At 69.2% G+C, this 15,183-nt stretch carries 13 protein-coding genes; 5 read left to right on the forward strand and 8 right to left on the reverse strand.

Annotated elements, in window-relative coordinates; all coding sequences use genetic code 11:
- Positions 1–20: 20 nt before the first annotated feature.
- Genes ACIBGM_RS00170 through ACIBGM_RS00195 form a run of 6 tightly spaced genes read right to left on the reverse strand, consistent with a single transcriptional unit; the run spans position 21 to position 7,206 of the window.
- Positions 21–851 carry an ATP-binding cassette domain-containing protein gene (locus tag ACIBGM_RS00170; RefSeq protein ID WP_360528725.1) on the reverse strand — a complete coding sequence of 277 codons (831 nt, stop codon included), beginning with the start codon at positions 849–851 and terminating at the stop codon, positions 21–23.
- Entirely contained in the window at positions 844–2,535 is a 1,692-nt protein-coding gene (locus ACIBGM_RS00175; protein ID WP_396383961.1) for an ATP-binding cassette domain-containing protein, read from the reverse strand. The genes ACIBGM_RS00170 and ACIBGM_RS00175 overlap by 8 nt, the downstream gene beginning before the upstream one ends.
- Positions 2,532–3,473 (reverse strand): ABC transporter permease, encoded by a 942-nt coding sequence (locus ACIBGM_RS00180; protein ID WP_360528719.1) that lies wholly within the window; start codon positions 3,471–3,473, stop codon positions 2,532–2,534. The genes ACIBGM_RS00175 and ACIBGM_RS00180 overlap by 4 nt, the downstream gene beginning before the upstream one ends.
- A gap of 4 nt (positions 3,474–3,477) precedes the next feature.
- Positions 3,478–4,995: an ABC transporter substrate-binding protein gene (locus tag ACIBGM_RS00185; protein WP_396383962.1), complete on the reverse strand. Its 1,518-nt coding sequence runs from the start codon at positions 4,993–4,995 to the stop codon at positions 3,478–3,480.
- 10 nt (positions 4,996–5,005) lie between these two features.
- A complete protein-coding gene (locus ACIBGM_RS00190) occupies positions 5,006–6,580 on the reverse strand; it encodes a sulfatase (RefSeq protein ID WP_360528713.1) in 1,575 nt (524 codons plus the stop codon).
- 38 nt (positions 6,581–6,618) lie between these two features.
- Positions 6,619–7,206, reverse strand: coding sequence for a PadR family transcriptional regulator (locus ACIBGM_RS00195; RefSeq protein WP_360528710.1), 588 nt, complete (start codon positions 7,204–7,206; stop codon positions 6,619–6,621).
- 149 nt (positions 7,207–7,355) lie between these two features.
- Between ACIBGM_RS00195 and ACIBGM_RS00200 the strand changes: the two genes are divergently transcribed.
- The 5 genes from ACIBGM_RS00200 (at position 7,356) to ACIBGM_RS00220 (ending at position 12,972) form a co-directional block, all read left to right on the forward strand.
- A complete protein-coding gene (locus ACIBGM_RS00200) occupies positions 7,356–8,381 on the forward strand; it encodes an acetylxylan esterase (RefSeq protein ID WP_396383963.1) in 1,026 nt (341 codons plus the stop codon).
- Positions 8,382–8,459: 78 nt separating this feature from the next.
- Entirely contained in the window at positions 8,460–8,885 is a 426-nt protein-coding gene (locus ACIBGM_RS00205) for a VOC family protein (protein WP_396383964.1), read from the forward strand.
- Positions 8,882–9,850, forward strand: coding sequence for an RNA polymerase subunit sigma-70 (locus ACIBGM_RS00210; protein ID WP_360528701.1), 969 nt, complete (start codon positions 8,882–8,884; stop codon positions 9,848–9,850). Before ACIBGM_RS00205 ends, ACIBGM_RS00210 begins: the two co-directional genes overlap by 4 nt.
- 9 nt (positions 9,851–9,859) lie before the next feature.
- Entirely contained in the window at positions 9,860–10,603 is a 744-nt protein-coding gene (locus tag ACIBGM_RS00215) for a beta-phosphoglucomutase family hydrolase (RefSeq protein ID WP_396383965.1), read from the forward strand.
- Positions 10,600–12,972: a glycoside hydrolase family 65 protein gene (locus ACIBGM_RS00220; protein ID WP_396383966.1), complete on the forward strand. Its 2,373-nt coding sequence runs from the start codon at positions 10,600–10,602 to the stop codon at positions 12,970–12,972. The genes ACIBGM_RS00215 and ACIBGM_RS00220 overlap by 4 nt, the downstream gene beginning before the upstream one ends.
- Before the next feature lie 7 nt (positions 12,973–12,979).
- Here the strand turns inward: ACIBGM_RS00220 and ACIBGM_RS00225 are convergent, their stop codons facing one another.
- Together ACIBGM_RS00225 and ACIBGM_RS00230 are read right to left on the reverse strand one after the other, a co-directional pair.
- A complete protein-coding gene (locus ACIBGM_RS00225; RefSeq protein WP_360528692.1) occupies positions 12,980–13,816 on the reverse strand; it encodes a hypothetical protein in 837 nt (278 codons plus the stop codon).
- Positions 13,817–13,892: 76 nt separating this feature from the next.
- The gene (locus ACIBGM_RS00230) at positions 13,893–15,176 is read right to left on the reverse strand and encodes an NTP transferase domain-containing protein (protein WP_396383967.1); all 1,284 of its coding nucleotides are present in this window, start codon (positions 15,174–15,176) and stop codon (positions 13,893–13,895) included.
- Positions 15,177–15,183: the final 7 nt, after the last annotated feature.

Genomic DNA, 15,183 nt, shown 5'->3' on the forward strand with positions numbered 1-15,183 from the left:
CCTTCAGGACGGGGAGGACGTCAAGCGACCGCCTCGTTCGCGAGCAGTTCGCGGCGTTCCTGGCGGCGGGCGGCCTGGCGGTCCGGGTCGGGGATGGGGGCCGCCATCAGGAGGCGTTGGGTGTACGGGTGCTCGGGCCGGTCGGTGACGTCGACGGCGTCGCCGTACTCGACGATGTCGCCGCGGTACAGGACCGCGACCCGATGGCTGATGTGGCGGACGACCGCGAGGTCGTGGGAGATGAAGAGGTAGGCCACGCCGGTCTCCTCCTGGATCGAGATGAACAGGTCGAGCACGCGTGCCTGCGTGGACAGGTCCAGCGCGGACACGGGCTCGTCGCAGACGATGAGTTTCGGTTCGAGCGCGAGCGCCCGGGCGATGGCGATCCGTTGCCGCTGGCCACCGGAGAACTCGCGCGGCAGCCGGTGTACGGCGTCCTGCGGCAGACCGACCTGGTCGAGCAGGGTACGCACGCGGGTCGAGGCCGTCGCGCGATCGCTCGACCGGCGCGCGACCAGCGGCTCGACCAGGATGTCCTCCACCGTCATCGACGGGTTGAGCGAGCTGTACGGGTCCTGGAACACGACCTGGATGTCGTCGCTCAGCCGGCGGCGCTCCCGCCGCGGCATCCCGACCAGCTCCCGGCCCTCGAACCGGATCGAGCCGGAGCTGACCCCGACCAGGCCGAGGACGGCGCGGCCGATCGTGGTCTTGCCGGAACCGGACTCACCGACCAGCCCGAGCGTTTCGTGCGGCCGGATCTCGAACGAGACCTCGTGCAAGGCCCGGAACCCCTTCTTCCGCCAGCCGTGACCGGCGTACTCGACGACGACGTCCTTCGCCTCAAGCATGGTGCACCTCGATCCTGGCCCGGGGCGCGCTGTCCTCGAGCGTCGAGTCCAGCAACGTCCTGGTGTACGCGTGATGCGGGTTCGCGAACAGCGGCCCGACGTCGTCGACCTCGACGATCCGCCCGTCCTGCATCACCGCCACCCGGTCGCAGATGTCCGCCACCACGCCGAAGTTGTGCGTCACCAGCAGCATCGCCATCCCGAACTCGGTCTGCAGGTCCCGCAGCAGATCGAGGACGTCGGCCTGGACGGTGACGTCGAGCGCGGTCGTCGGCTCGTCGGCGATCAGCAGGTCCGGCTTGCCGGACACCGCCCCGGCGATCAGCACGCGCTGCGCCATGCCACCGGAGATCTCGTGCGGATAGGCCGCAAAGGTACGGCGTGGCTCGGGGATGCCGACGCGTTCGAGCAGGTTCAGCGCTTCCGCGGTCGCGGCCGCCTTCGTCAGGCCGGAGACCTTGCGCAGCGGCTCGACCAGTTGCTCGCCGACCTGGAAGCACGGGTCGAGGTTCGACATCGGCTCCTGCGGGATGTACCCGATCCGCCGGCCACGCAGTGCTCGCCGCTGGGCGTCCGGGAGCCGGGAGAGCTCGGTGCCGTCGAAGCGGATGCTGCTGCTTCCGAGCAGGGTGCCGCCGGGTGCCAGCAGGCCGAGGACCGCGAATGCCGTCTGCGTCTTGCCGGAACCGGACTCGCCCACGAGACCCATGACCTCGCCACGCCGTACGTCGAGGTCCACGCCGTGCACGACCTCGCGGTATCCGTCGCCACTCGGGTAGCCGACCGTCAGGTTCGTGACGCTCAGCAGCGCATCGGTGGCCCGTGTTTCAGGGGCCGCCAGGGCCGGTAGCCGTGGTGCCTTGGGTGGCCGGTCGGTGCGCTGGATGACGTCCCGGATTGCGTTGCCCAGCAGCACCAGCGACGCGACCGTCAGCGCGATCGTTGCCCCCGGCCACCAGATGGCGATCGGTGAGTTGTAGATGTTGGTGAACGCGTCCTGCAGCATGCCGCCCCAGGTCGGCGTCCCGGGGTCGCCGAGGCCGAGGAACTCCAGCCCGGACTGGACGACGATCGCGATGCCGGCCACCACCGAGGCCTGGATGACGACCGGTGCCCGGACGACGAGCAGGATGTGCCGGCCGATGATCCGCGGGTCGCTCAGTCCCGAGACCCGGGCGGCGTCGACGTACAACTCGTGCTTGACCCCCATCACCTGACCGCGCACCAGCCGGTAGAAGCCGGGGGACAGCATCACGCCGAACGTGACCATGGACAGGTAGATCGACGAGCCGAGCGCCTGGAACAGGGCCAGCAGGACGATCATCGTCGGCAGTGCCATCAGCAGGTTCGCGCCCCAGCCGAGGACGCCGTCGAGGAAGCCGCCGTAGTAGCCGCTGAGCAAGCCCGACACCACGCCGAGTACGAGCGCGACCGACAGCGCGATCAGCGCACCGGCCAGGGTGTTCTGGCCGGCGTGCAGCAGTCGGCTGAAGATGTCACGACCGGCGCCGTCACCGCCCAGCAGGTAGCCGCCGCCGGGTCCCGCGTTGATCTTGTCCAGGCGCAGCGACGACGGGCTGTTGGGCGCGATCAGCGGGGCCAGCAGGCTGGCGACCACGATCACTGTCAGGATCACGAGCGCCGCAACGGCCAGCGGATTGCGGAAGACCTTGCGAACAATCATTGGACACGCACCTTGGGGTTGACCCAGCCGCTGACGATGTCGATGACCAGGTTGACGACGACGACCAGGACGACCAGCGTCACGACCACACCCATCAGCACCGGTACGTCGCCTTGCAGCGCAGCGTTGATGGTGAGCGTGCCGAGTCCGGGGATCGCGAACACCTTCTCGATCACCACCGCACCACCCAGCAGGGCGATGAACTGCAGCGACAACACAGTCAGCGCGGGCGAGGCGGCGTTGCGCAGCGCATGCCGGAACAGCACCGACCGCGGGCTGATGCCCCGGGCCCGCAACGTGCGGATGAAGTCCTGACGCAGTACGTCGATCACGGCGCCCCGGACCTGTTGTGCGGCCGACGCGGTGCTCCCGATCACCAGGGACGCCACCGGCAGCACGAGGGCCAAGGCCCAGCCGCTGGGTGACTCCGAGAGCCGCACGTAGCCGGTCGCCGGCAGGACGCCGAGGGTGACCGAGAGGAACACGACCAGGACCAGCGCGACCCAGAAGTTCGGGAGTGCGAAGCCCAGCACGCTGAGGACCTGGATGACCCGGTCCAGCCAGCCGCCCCGGACCGCCGCGGCGACTCCCAGACCGACGCTGATCAGCGCGGTCAGCGCCACGGCCAGGACGACCATGGACAACGTGACCGGGAGGCGGTTGGCGATCGCCTGGGCCACTGGCTCGTTGGTGAACCACGAGATGCCCAGGTCACCGCGAGCCGCGTGTTCGGCCCAGGCGCCGAACTGTGCGAGCAACGGTTTGTCCAGCCCGAGCTCGGCGTTCTTGGCCGCGAGTTGCTCGGCGGTGGCGTTCTCGCCGAGCAGGTTCCGGGCGACGTTCCCGGTGGCCGAGAAGGCGAGCAGGAACGTGATGGTCGCGATCATGGCGACCAGTACGGCGCAGCTGACCAGCCGGCGTCCGGCGAAGGAGAGCATCGGGTCACTCCTTCGGCCCGAAGGCGCTGACCGGCGGCGCCACGTTGTACGCCTGCATGTCGACGGCGGTCCGGGCATCGCTCAGGTAGACGCTGTTCTCCCGGTACCACGGTGCGAACCAGGCGTTGTCCACCAGCCACTTGCTGACCGCCTTCATCGCCGCCGGCAGCTCGGCCTCGGACGCCGTCTGCGCGGTGGCCAGCAGCTTGTCCAGCTCCGGGTCACCGGCCTTGAGCGGGTTCCAGGGAGACTTCCTGGTGACCGCCTTCTGGATGTCCTGCCAGGCTGACTGGCTGCCCAGCGTCATGAACGCGACCGGGTACTTGCCGGACAGGATGGCCGGGATGATCGCGTTGGCCGGGGTCTTGACCCACTTCACCGTGATGCCGACCGCGGCGAGCTGCTGCCCGATGATCGCGTTGTACTGCGCGAATCCCGCGGACTCCGGCATGCTGATGGTGAAGCCTCCTGCGTAGCCGGCGTCGGCCAGGAGCTGCTTGGCCTTCGGCACGTCGTACGTGTACTGCCCGTCGAGCGACTTGTCGTAGCCGTCGCCGGCGGCGTTGAAGATCTGGGTGGTGAGCGAGCCCTCGCCGTGCGAGACGTTCTTCAGGATCGCCTCCCGGTCGAACGCAAGGTTGATCGCCTGGCGGACCCGGAGATCCTTCAGCGCCGGGACCAGCTTGCCGTCGCGGTCCATCAGCAGCAGGCCGACCCAGTTCACCGGTGTGGTGTTGACGGTCAGGCCGCTGCGCTTGGCGTCGGCGAGCGAGTTGGTGTCGGTGATGGTCGCGTTGACCTGACCGGCCTTGAGCGCGTTCAGCCGGGCGGTCAGGTCGTTCATCGGCTTGATGACGACCTTGTCGTACGGGAACGCGGCGGCGTTCCAGTAGTCCGGGTTCCGCGTGTAGGTGTAGGTGCTGCCGGCAACGGTCCCGGCCTTGTCCAGTACGTACGGGCCGCTGCCGACCGGCGCGGTCGCGACGGCCGCCGCCGTCAGCGACCTGGGGCTGGCCATCGCCCCGCCGACGCTGGCCAGGTAGTCGATCAGGCCGGGATCAGGTGACTTGAGCTTCAGGTTGAGCTCGGTCGGGCTGACGATCTGGTACGAGCCGATCGACCGGGTCATGTACGAGTTCTGCCCGGTCCCGGCGGCGAGGTTGGCCATGTTCGCCTTGACCGCGGCGGCGTCGAACGGCGTGCCGTCGGTGAACTTCACGCCGCTCTTCAGCTTCAGGTTCAGGTTGGTCCGGCTCGCGTCGTACTTCCACGCGGTCGCCAGCGACGGCTGCAGCTTGTTGTCCTTGTCGCGCTTCAGCAGCGTGTCGAAGACCGGCGACCAGTACTGCATCTGGTTGCCGATGTTGAGCTGCGTCGGGTCGAACGAGTTGTTGTCGAGGGCGTTGGCGATGGTCAACGTCTTGGCGGCCGACGAGCTGCCGGCACCGGCGCCGGAGCATGCACCGACACCGGCGACGAGTGCGGCAGCGGCGAGGACCGCGCTGCAGCGGCGGATGAGCATGGTGAGCTCCTTAGCGGGTGGAAGTGGGAATCGGTACGTCGGCACTGGCGTCGAAGCCGATGCGCCAGCCCTTCACCCAGATCGGTTCGGCAGGGGTGAACGGTTCGGTGTACAGGTGCCAGTGGCGACTCTCGTCGTCACTGGACGGATCGGTGGTCCAGCCGACGGTCGCGCCGTCAGTCGGGCAGGTGATCGTGAGCAGCCCGTCGGCTGTCTCGATCACGGGTTCTGCGCAGCGCGGCCGGGGATTCCACGAGGCCAGGAGCTCGCGTTCGGGAAGCTGCCCGAGGTCGCCGACCTTGGCCAGCCAGGCGTCCAGTGCGTCGGACAGTCGCTCGCGGACGTCGTCGTACTCGGGCAGGCCGGCGAGGTTGTGCTGTTCGTGCGGATCGGCCTCGACGTCGTAGAGCTCCTCGGCAGGTTTGCTCGCGGCAACGATCGATCGCTGCAGGTCGGTGAGGACGGACGGCAGCTGCCCGAACGCCAACTGCTGGTGGGCTTCCTGGGCGTGCAACCGGCGCAGCTCGGCCCAGGTGGCCAAGTGGTCCGGGTACTCGCAGTGGCCCATCGGCGACCGGTCCGGATGCAGGTGACGGGTGTAGCGGAAGCGCCGATCGCGGATGGTTCGCGACGTGTCCTCCTGCTCACCCATCCGGTCCCGAGCACTCACCACGTACTCGTCCCGACGCTTCCGAGGTACGCCGTCCGAGCCGAGCAGCACGTCACCATGCAGATGCCCGGGTACGTCGAGCCCGCACATTGCGAGCATGGTTGGCGCAAGGTCCAGCAGAGCAACCGGATCCTTGTAAGCCCCTGGCGACACCTTCCCCGGCCAGCGAACGATCAGCGGTTCGCGGAGTCCGAGCTCGCTCGCCCAGCGCTTGCCGCGCGGCATTCCGAGTCCGTGGTCGCTCCAGAACACCACGATGGTGTCGTCCGCGAGACCGTCCTCTTCGAGCTCCCGCAGGATCGTGCCGACCCAGTGGTCCATCTGGCTGACCAGCTCCAGATACCGCTTCCACGCCGTACGGAAGACCTCGGTGTCCGGGTGATACGGCGGTACGTCGACCTGCTCGACCCGGGTCGCGTCCGGCGTCCGGCGGGCGAACTCGTCATCGGTCAGGTAGAGCTGCGACTCGTGCGTGATCAGCCCGTGGAACGCCATGAAAAACGGCTGGTCCGGGTCCTCGCGGAGCCGCCAGTGCGCGTGGTCGCCGAGCTCGTCGTACACGGGGTCCGGCACGTCGAGCTGGAAATCGGTGAACGCGCTGTTGCCGGTCCAGTAGCCGGCTTCCCGGAAGTACTGCGGGAGCAGCCGGACGTCGGCCGGGGGAGTGGCCCGGGTTCGCATGTGCATCGTGCCGATGGCCGGTGGGAAGCAGCCGGTGACGATGGCGCTGCGCGACGGCCCGCAGACCGGGGCGGCCGCGAACGCGCGGTCGAATCGGATCCCGTCAGCGGCGAGCGTGTCGAGGTACGGCGTGGTCGCCTGCTCGGCGCCGGGCCAGACCCCGGTGTAGCAGCCGAGGTGGGGGTTGATGTCGTGCGTACTGATCCACAGCACGTTCGGCCTGGAAGAAGGCATAGCTGTGCTCCCTGAGGGGCGTGTGAGGTGCCGCTAGGTCAGTCGACGGCGCGCAGGCGCTGCTTGGGCAGCCGGCGCCGGAGCTCGTCGCGAAGCTCGATGCACCAGGCAACGTGGTGGTCCATCGACTGGGCGCCGCGCTGGTGCGCCGCCTCTGCGACCAGTTCGTGAAGCTCGGCGTCGAACGGGATCTCGGGCTCCTGTGGGAGCGTCCGGTCCCGATCGCGGAAGCGCTTGATCTGCAGTTGCCGCGCGTTGATCTCGCGGTCCAGCAGCTCGATGACCTGCTCGACCTGGAGGAAGCCGCTGAACGCCAGCCGCCCGAAGAACCCGGGATCCCGGGACAGCACAGTGGTCGGCGTGTACGGCGTGGTGAGCCAGTCCAGGAAGACCGTGACGCCCTCGTCGGTGACCCGGTAGGTCTTCGCGTCCTGGGCGCCCGGGCGGGGCTCGACGGTGTGCCAGACCCAGCCGCGGTCCTCCATCGCGGCCAGCACCCGGTAGACCTGGCTCATCGTGGTGTTCGGGCGCTGGAAGCGGCCATGGGTGTCCATGTAGCGCTTCAGGTCGTAGCCGGTGCTGGGGCGCGTCAGCAGGACGCCGAGGAGGATGTGCTCGAGCTTCATGGCCGCGCCCCTCTGACGGTGGGTATGACACAAGTGGAATGCCTCTTGAGGACACCACAAGTGGAATACCCCGTCAAGAGCTCGCGTCCCTGTCCGAGTTCGGACACCGCCGGGACCGCGCCGTCGTGCCTGGCTTAGATTGATCGCTCATGGCCATGTTCGACCTTTCCCTCGACAAGCTCCGCGCGTACCGGCCCGAGGTGGCCGCACCCGCCGACCTCGCCGACTTCTGGCGCCGATCCATCGAGAAGGCGCGCACCGACGACCTGTCCGCCACCTTCACCGCCGTCGACAACAAGCTCAGCGTCATCGACACCTACGACGTGACGTTCGCCGGTTTCGGCGGCACTCCGATCAAGGGCTGGCTGCACGTGCCGGCCGGCGCGACCGGGCCGCTGCCGACCGTCGTGCAGTACTTCGGGTACTCCGGCGGCCGCGGCTTCCCGCACACCACGAACCTGTGGGCGCAGGCCGGGTACGCGCACTTCGTGATGGACACCCGCGGCCAGGGCTACAGCGGCGGGAACCCGGGCGCCACCCCCGACGACAGCGCGTACGCCGGTCTCAACCACGCCCCGGGATTCATGACCGCGGGCATCGCCGACCCGGAGACCTACTACTACCGCCGCGTCTTCGTCGACGCCGTCCGCGCGCTCGAGGCGGCCCGGACGTCGGAGTTCGTGGACCCGGGCCGGATCATCGTCACCGGCGGCAGCCAGGGCGGCGGGATCTCGATCGCGGCCGCCGGGCTGGCCGGCCTGGCCGGGATCGACGTGCTCGGCTGCGCGCCCGACGTACCGTTCCTGTGCCACTTCGAGCGGGCGCTGCAGATCACCGACAAGGACCCGTACGGCGAGATCACCCGGTACCTGAAGGGGTTCCGGGACCAGGTCGAGACGGCGTACCGGACGCTGAGCTACTTCGACGGCGTCAACCTCGGCCGGCTGGCCACGGCGCCGACGCTGTTCTCGGTCGCGCTGATGGACCCGGTCTGCCCGCCGTCGACGGTGTTCGCGGCCTACAACGCCTACGGCACCGCGTCGGGCGGCGAGCCAACCAAGGAGATCAAGGTCTACTCCCACAACGAGCACGAGGGCGGCCAGACCTACCAGCAGGACGCGCAGCTCGACTGGTTCGCGGACCTCTTCCGGAAAGACTCATCGCCGGACCGATGAGTTCTGGCCGGCGCTGTCGTTTCACCTGACAACAGCGTCGGTCAGACTGTGACCGACCCGAACCGCGGGAGGCCGCAGATGGACTGGAAACTCGAACTCGTCATCGTCCCGGTGTCGGACGTGGACCGGGCCAAGAAGTTCTACACCGAGCAGCTCGGCTTCCGCGAGGACGTCGACCACAGCGCGGGCGACTCGTTCCGGGTGGTGCAGCTGACCCCGCCGGGCTCGGCCTGTTCGATCACGATCGGCACCGGCCTGACGACTGCGCCGCCCGGGACGTACCAGGGCACGCACCTGGTCGTGAACGACATCGAGGCGGCCCGCGCCGACCTGGTCGAGCGGGGTGTCGAGGTGAGCGAGCCTTTCCACTTCACCGCCGAAGGCCAGCAGGGCGGTCTGCACCCGGACCGCTCGGACTACGGCACGTTCCTGAACTTCCAGGACCCCGACGGCAACGGCTGGACGGTCCAGGAGGTTCACAAAACGAACCCCGCTCGGCTGTGACCACGCTCGAGGAGGCGGCGTTCGCGGGTGACGAGTCCGCGTTCGCCGACCTGGCTGGGCGGCACCGGCGGGAGCTGCATGTGCACTGCTACCGGATGCTGGCGTCCTTCGACGACGCGGAGGACGCCGTGCAGGAGACGTTGCTGCGGGCATGGCGCGGCCGGGACGGGTACGACGGCCGGACGTACTTCCGGGCGTGGCTCTACCGGATCGCCACCAACGTGTGCCTGGACGTGGCCCGCCGACACGCCCGGCGGCAGGCCGCGTCGCCGGGGGAGATGGTCTGGCTGCAGCCGTACCCGGACCAGCTGCTCGACGAGATCGCCCCGCCCGACAACCAACCCGACGCGGTCGCTGTCGACCGCGAGACGATCGAGCTGGCGTTCCTGGTCGCACTGCAGTCGCTACCGGCCCGCCAGCGGGCTGCATTGATCGCACGGGACGTGCTTGGCTGGTCGGCCAACGACACGGCCGAGCTGCTCGAGACCAGCGTGGCTGCGGCGAACAGTGCCTTGCAACGTGCCCGTACGACGATGCAGCAACGCTTGCCGGCTCGTCGTACCGACTGGAGTGCGCCGCGGCCGACCGCCGAGGAGCGGGACGTGCTGGCGCGGTTCATCGACGCGCACGAGCGGTGCGACGCGGCCGGGGCGATCGCGATCGCGGCCGAGGACATCCGGATCTCGATGCCGCCGGACCAGCTGTCGTTCGCGGGCCTGGACGGACTGCGGCCGCTGCTGCAGCGGGCGTTCGGGCCGGACCGGGACGGCGACTGGCGGCTGGTGCCGACGTCGGCCAACCGGCTGCCCGCGGCGGCGTCGTACCTGCGCCGACCGGGCGACACGGTGTTCCGCGCGTTCAAGCTCGACGTCCTGCGGGTCAGCGACGGCGAGATCGCGGAGATCACGACATTCGGGTACTCGCGGTTCCCGGCCTTCGGGCTTCCGGCCCATCTGTCTGACTAATCTGGAGGCATGCTGGGACTGCCGACGGAGATCCGGGCCTGCTTGTTCGATCTGGACGGTGTGCTGACCGACACGGCGGCGGTGCACGCCGCCGCGTGGAAGGAGATGTTCGACGAGTTCCTCCGGACGTACTCCGCGCAGCACGGCATCCCGTACCGGCCGTTCGACGCCCGGGACGAGTACGACGCCCACGTCGACGGCAAGCCACGGGTCGACGGCGTCCGCGACTTCCTCGCCGCCCGCGGGATCAGCCTGCCGGAGGGCTCCTCGGACGATCCGCCGGACGCGCTGACGGTGAACGGCCTCGGCAACCGCAAGAACCTGGCTGTCCAGCGGCGGATCCGGACCGAGGGCGTCGAAGTGTTCGAGGGCTCCCGGCGGTACCTGCAGGAGGCCGAGAAGGCCGGACTGCGCCGGGCCGTGGTGTCCTCCAGCGCCAACACCCGCGAAGTGCTCGACGTCACCGGACTCGCGCAGTACATCGAGGAAGTGGTGGACGGGGTGACGATCCGGACCGACGGGCTGCGCGGCAAACCCGCGCCCGACACGTTCCTGAGGGCTGCTGACCTGTTCGGCCTGGATCCGCGCGAGGCAGTGGTGTTCGAGGACGCGCTGGCCGGCGTGGCCGCAGGCCGGGCCGGGGCCTTCGGGCTGGTGGTCGGCGTCGACCGGGTGGGGCAGGCCGAAGAGCTCACGGCGCACGGCGCGGACGTCGTCGTCCGCGACCTGGCGGAACTTCTGGAGGGCCGATGATCGACCGCGGGCACCACCCGATCGAGCCGTGGCGGTTGCGCGAGACCCGGCTCCAGCTGGACAAGCTGGCCCAGTCCGAGTCGCTGTTCGCGCTGTCGAACGGTCACATCGGGCTGCGCGGCAACCTCGACGAAGGCGAGCCGTACGCGATCCCGGGCACCTACCTGAACTCCTTCTACGAGCAGCGCCCGCTCCCGTACGCCGAGGCCGGCTACGGCTACCCGGAGTCCGGCCAGACCCTGGTCGACGTCACCAACGGCAAGCTGATCCGGCTGATGGTGGACGACTCGCCGTTCGACCTCCGCTACGGCTACCTGAGCCGCCACGAGCGCTCGCTCGACTTCCGCACCGGCATCCTGGAACGCGACGTGGACTGGACCTCGCCGGGCGGCAAGCGGATCCACGTCCGCAGCCGCCGGATGGTCTCGCTGACCCAGCGCGCGGTAGCCGCGATCGAGTACGTCGTCGAGCCGATCGACCAGCCCGCCCGCTTCGTGATCCAGTCCGAGCTGGTCGCGAACGAGACGCAGCCGAAGCTCTCCGACGACCCACGCGTCGCGGCGGTGCTCGACAACCCGCTCAAGCCGGTCAGCCACGACGGCGGCGAGAACGGCGTCGTCCTGATCCACCGGACGACGCGCAGCCGGCAGTTGATGGCGGCCGCGATGGCGCACGAGGTCGACACCTCGGTGCGGTACGCGATGGACCTCGACGTCCGCGAGAACTGGGCGCGGTCGACGGTGATCTGCCAGCTCCAGCCGGGGGAGACCCTGCGCGTGGTGAAGTACCTGGCCTACGGCTGGTCGAGCCTGCGGACGGAGACGGCGATCCGGGACCAGGTCGCGGCGGCGCTGGCCAGCGCGCGGTTCTCCGGCTGGGACGGGCTGACCGGGCAGCAGGCGGAGTTCCTGGACGACTTCTGGGACGGCGCCGACGTCGAGGTGCACGGGCATCCCGAGCTGCAGCAGGCAGTCCGGTTCGCGCTGTTCCACGTGCTGCAGGCCGGCGCGCGGGCCGAGCGGCGGGCGATCCCGTCGAAGGGCCTGACCGGCGCCGGATACGACGGCCACACGTTCTGGGACACCGAAGGCTTCGTCCTGCCGGTCCTGAACTACACGCTGCCCGATGCTGCTGCCGATGCGCTCCGCTGGCGGCACTCGACACTCGAGCTGGCTCGTGAGCGCGCCGCCGTACTGGGTCTTCGCGGCGCCGCGTTCCCGTGGCGGACGATCCGGGGCCAGGAGTGCTCGGGCTACTGGCCGGCGGGTACGGCGGCCTTCCACATCAACGCGGACATCGCCGAAGCGGTGATGCGGCACCACACCGCGACCGCGGACGAGGAGTTCCTCGAGGAGGTCGGGCTCGAGCTGTTGGTGGAGACCGCGCGGCTGTGGATGTCGCTGGGGCACCACGACCGGCACGGCCGCTGGCACCTGCCCGGCGTCACCGGCCCGGACGAGTACAGCGCGGTTGCCGACGACAACGTCTTCACCAACCTGATGGCCTGCCGGAACCTGCAGGCCGCCGCGGCGATCGCCCTACGGCATCCGGCCAAGGCGCGCGAGCTCGGCGTCGACAGCGAAGAGGAAGCAAGCTGGCGGGACGCGGCGGCCGCCGTGCACATCCCGTACGACGCGGAGCTCGGGGTGCATCCGCAGTCCGAGGGGTTCACCGGGTACGCCGAGTGGGACTTCGAGTCGTACAAGGGCAAGTACCCGTTGATGCTGCACGCGCCGTACTTCCAGCTGTACCGCAAGCAGGTGGTCAAGCAGGCGGACCTGATGCTTGCGACGTACTGGTGTGGAGACTCGTTCACGCCGGAGGAGAAGGCGCGCAACTTCGACTACTACGAACGCCTGACGGTGCGCGACTCGTCGTTGTCGGCGTGCGTGCAGGCGGTGATGGCGGCGGAGGTGGGTCACCTCGACCTCGCCTACGACTACGCGTACGAGGCCGCGCTGATCGACATGCGGAACCTGCACCACAACACCGGCGACGGCCTGCACATGGCGTCGCTGGCAGGGGCGTGGACCGCGTTGGTGGCCGGCTTCGGTGGGTTGCGGGAACGCGACGGATGCTTGTGCTTCGACCCGGCGCTGCCGCAGGGCATGTCGCGGCTGGTGTTCTCGATCCGCTGGCGAGGTGCGCGGCTGAAGGTGGACATCAACGGCGTCGAGGTGACCTACACGGTCCATGACGGCGCCAACTGCAGCGTGTCCTTCATGCACGCGGGTGAGATGGTCACGATCACGCCGGAGGAACCGATCACCCGCCCGCTCAACAAACGCACCCCGCTCCTCCCGCGCCCCACCCAGCCACCAGGCCGCGAACCACGCTCAGCCCTGGCGCAGAACGGCCTGGTCGGCTGACACTCGCTCAGCGGTGGGCCAGGGCCTCGAGGAGGGTGGTGTTTTCCAGGAGTCTCGGGGCCCGTTCGAGGAGGTTCAGGACGCGGGTGACGGTCTGCTGGGTGGTGCGTTCGCTGATGGACAGCAGGGACTTGAAGCTCGTCCGGCAGGTGGACTCACGGTCCAGGACCTGGGCGTAGAGCTCGATGTCGGGCAGGTCGGGGCTCTCCTTCAGCAGTTGCTGCGTGCCGCGCGCACAGCTCAGCAGAGTCCGGTTGAGCTTCTGCGCGGACGGCGGCTTGGAGCGGGCGTAGGCCTCGTCGGCGAGTGCCTTCACCAGGAAGTACTCCGCGCTGGTCGTCTTCTCGCGCAGGTACCGCAGGCCCGCGACCTTGCTGACGTCGTCGGTCAGTCCGCAGACCGCCCACTGCGGCGGCACGATGAACACCTGGCTCTGCGGGATTCCCACGGGCAGTTCGCGCACCGTCTGGAGACCGCCGGCGCGGGTGACCGCGACCAGCGCAGCCTTCGACGCCGCGTCGGTCGGGTTGGCCGGCGGCGCGGTGGTCACCCGCGTGGACCAGTCCGAGTCCGGTACGACGAGCACTGACAGGTTCCCGGTGTTCTTGAGCAGCAGCGACGTACCGGTGTCGTCCGTGCTGGCCTCCAGCAGCACTCCCTCGTTGCCTGCCACCGCCGGAAGCTTGAGGTCGGACTGGGAGCAGTCTGCCGCCGGCTTCGCCGTGGTGAACGTCGGAATCACGATCGGTGGCGGTTCCGCGCTCGGTGGCTCCGTGTCCTGCCCGCAACTCGTCACGGCCGGCACCATGATCAGTGCAGCAGCCAACCCCAACGCCCGAACCATCGACACCACCCCCCTGAGCCCACGCAGAACCCACGCCACCTAGGTCCCCACCCGCTTGCTACATCGTCAGCTACAACTAGGTGTTACGCAGAGCACGCAACAACAGCACGACACCACGGACCGCATCGGCGTTCGCGGCCACCGCAACTACGATCAGTCCCCACAGCGGAACGCCCGCGATCGCGGAGATCGCGAAGATCAGCAGCCGGAACTCACGCCGGAACAACAGTCGTACGTCGGTGTCCCGCCCGACTGCGTGCACATAGGAAATGAGCAGACACCCAACCGCAGCAGCGAATCCCCAACTCCAGCTTCCACCGGCCAAAACAAGCGCTAGAACGACAGCCAGATCGGCGTACCGATCCAGCAGCGTGTCCAGAGCCGCACCACGAGGGGAAGCCTTCGCGCCGATCCGCGCGAGCTCACCGTCGACACCGTCGAGCGCCGACCCGAGCACAACTCCGAGCCCGCCCGCCACCATCAACCACCGGTCACCGGTTGCGATCAATCCTGCAGCCACCAGCGTCACCACGAAGGCCACGGCGGTCGCCACGTCAGGTGCAAGACGAGTGCGCAGCAGCATGCGGGTGAGCGGTCCGGAGATCCGCCGGTTGAGCACGCGGGCAACGACGCCGTCGGTGGGCTTGGGGCCGTAGCGCCGCCACATGGACCGTTCAAGCGCTCGAATTGTCTCCGGCGTGTCCACATCCGCCCACAGACCCTGCACGTCCCGCGACTGCATCACGCAACCGTGCGCGAGCAGTTGCTGCCGGAGCTCCAGCCAGGACTCCCGGCGCCGGTAGTTCACCAGCAGCACGTCCTGTACGTCGACCACGGCCAGCCCCGCGTCCACAGCGTCGTACTCGTCGAGGTCCGGACCGAGGCCGGCGACGGACCCGTCGTCCTCCAGCCGGACCCGGTTCGGCGGTGTGCTGCCCTTGGCGATCGCTGGTCGACCTGATCGGTCGACGGCGGCGACGTTCCCGGTCGGCGTCTCGATCAGTCGCCGTACGTCGTCCGCCTCGAACACGTGGTCGCCCAGCACGACCAGGCAGCGCCGGTCGCCGATCACGCTGAGACCGGTCAGCACCGAGGACGCCGTACCGCTCTCCCAGTCGTGGTTGACCACGACCTCCACCGGCAGGTCGCGGACCTTGATCGCGGCGATGACGTCGTCGGCGCGGTAGCCGAGTACGACGATCACCCGCTCGATGCCGGCCCGGCGCAGGACCCGGACCGAGCGCTCCAGCAGGCTGGTGCCGCCGACCCGGCGCAACGCCTTCGGCTGGTCCGACCGCATCCGGAGACCGCGCCCGGCCGCCAGCACCAAGGCCACCCGCACCACGTTGTCCCTGCCCACACCGAAC

Origin of the sequence: Kribbella sp. NPDC050470 (assembly GCF_044458365.1) — a bacterium.
Lineage (GTDB): Bacteria > Actinomycetota > Actinomycetes > Propionibacteriales > Kribbellaceae > Kribbella.

Coding starts and splice junctions, on each gene's coding strand:
- ACIBGM_RS00170 (WP_360528725.1), bottom strand. CDS start 851: ATGCTTGAGGCGAAGGACGTCGTCGTCGAGTACGCCGGTCACGGCTGG.
- ACIBGM_RS00175 (WP_396383961.1), bottom strand. CDS start 2,535: ATGATTGTTCGCAAGGTCTTCCGCAATCCGCTGGCCGTTGCGGCGCTC.
- ACIBGM_RS00180 (WP_360528719.1), bottom strand. CDS start 3,473: ATGCTCTCCTTCGCCGGACGCCGGCTGGTCAGCTGCGCCGTACTGGTC.
- ACIBGM_RS00185 (WP_396383962.1), bottom strand. CDS start 4,995: ATGCTCATCCGCCGCTGCAGCGCGGTCCTCGCCGCTGCCGCACTCGTC.
- ACIBGM_RS00190 (WP_360528713.1), bottom strand. CDS start 6,580: ATGCCTTCTTCCAGGCCGAACGTGCTGTGGATCAGTACGCACGACATC.
- ACIBGM_RS00195 (WP_360528710.1), bottom strand. CDS start 7,206: ATGAAGCTCGAGCACATCCTCCTCGGCGTCCTGCTGACGCGCCCCAGC.
- ACIBGM_RS00200 (WP_396383963.1), top strand. CDS start 7,356: ATGGCCATGTTCGACCTTTCCCTCGACAAGCTCCGCGCGTACCGGCCC.
- ACIBGM_RS00205 (WP_396383964.1), top strand. CDS start 8,460: ATGGACTGGAAACTCGAACTCGTCATCGTCCCGGTGTCGGACGTGGAC.
- ACIBGM_RS00215 (WP_396383965.1), top strand. CDS start 9,860: ATGCTGGGACTGCCGACGGAGATCCGGGCCTGCTTGTTCGATCTGGAC.
- ACIBGM_RS00220 (WP_396383966.1), top strand. CDS start 10,600: ATGATCGACCGCGGGCACCACCCGATCGAGCCGTGGCGGTTGCGCGAG.
- ACIBGM_RS00225 (WP_360528692.1), bottom strand. CDS start 13,816: ATGGTTCGGGCGTTGGGGTTGGCTGCTGCACTGATCATGGTGCCGGCC.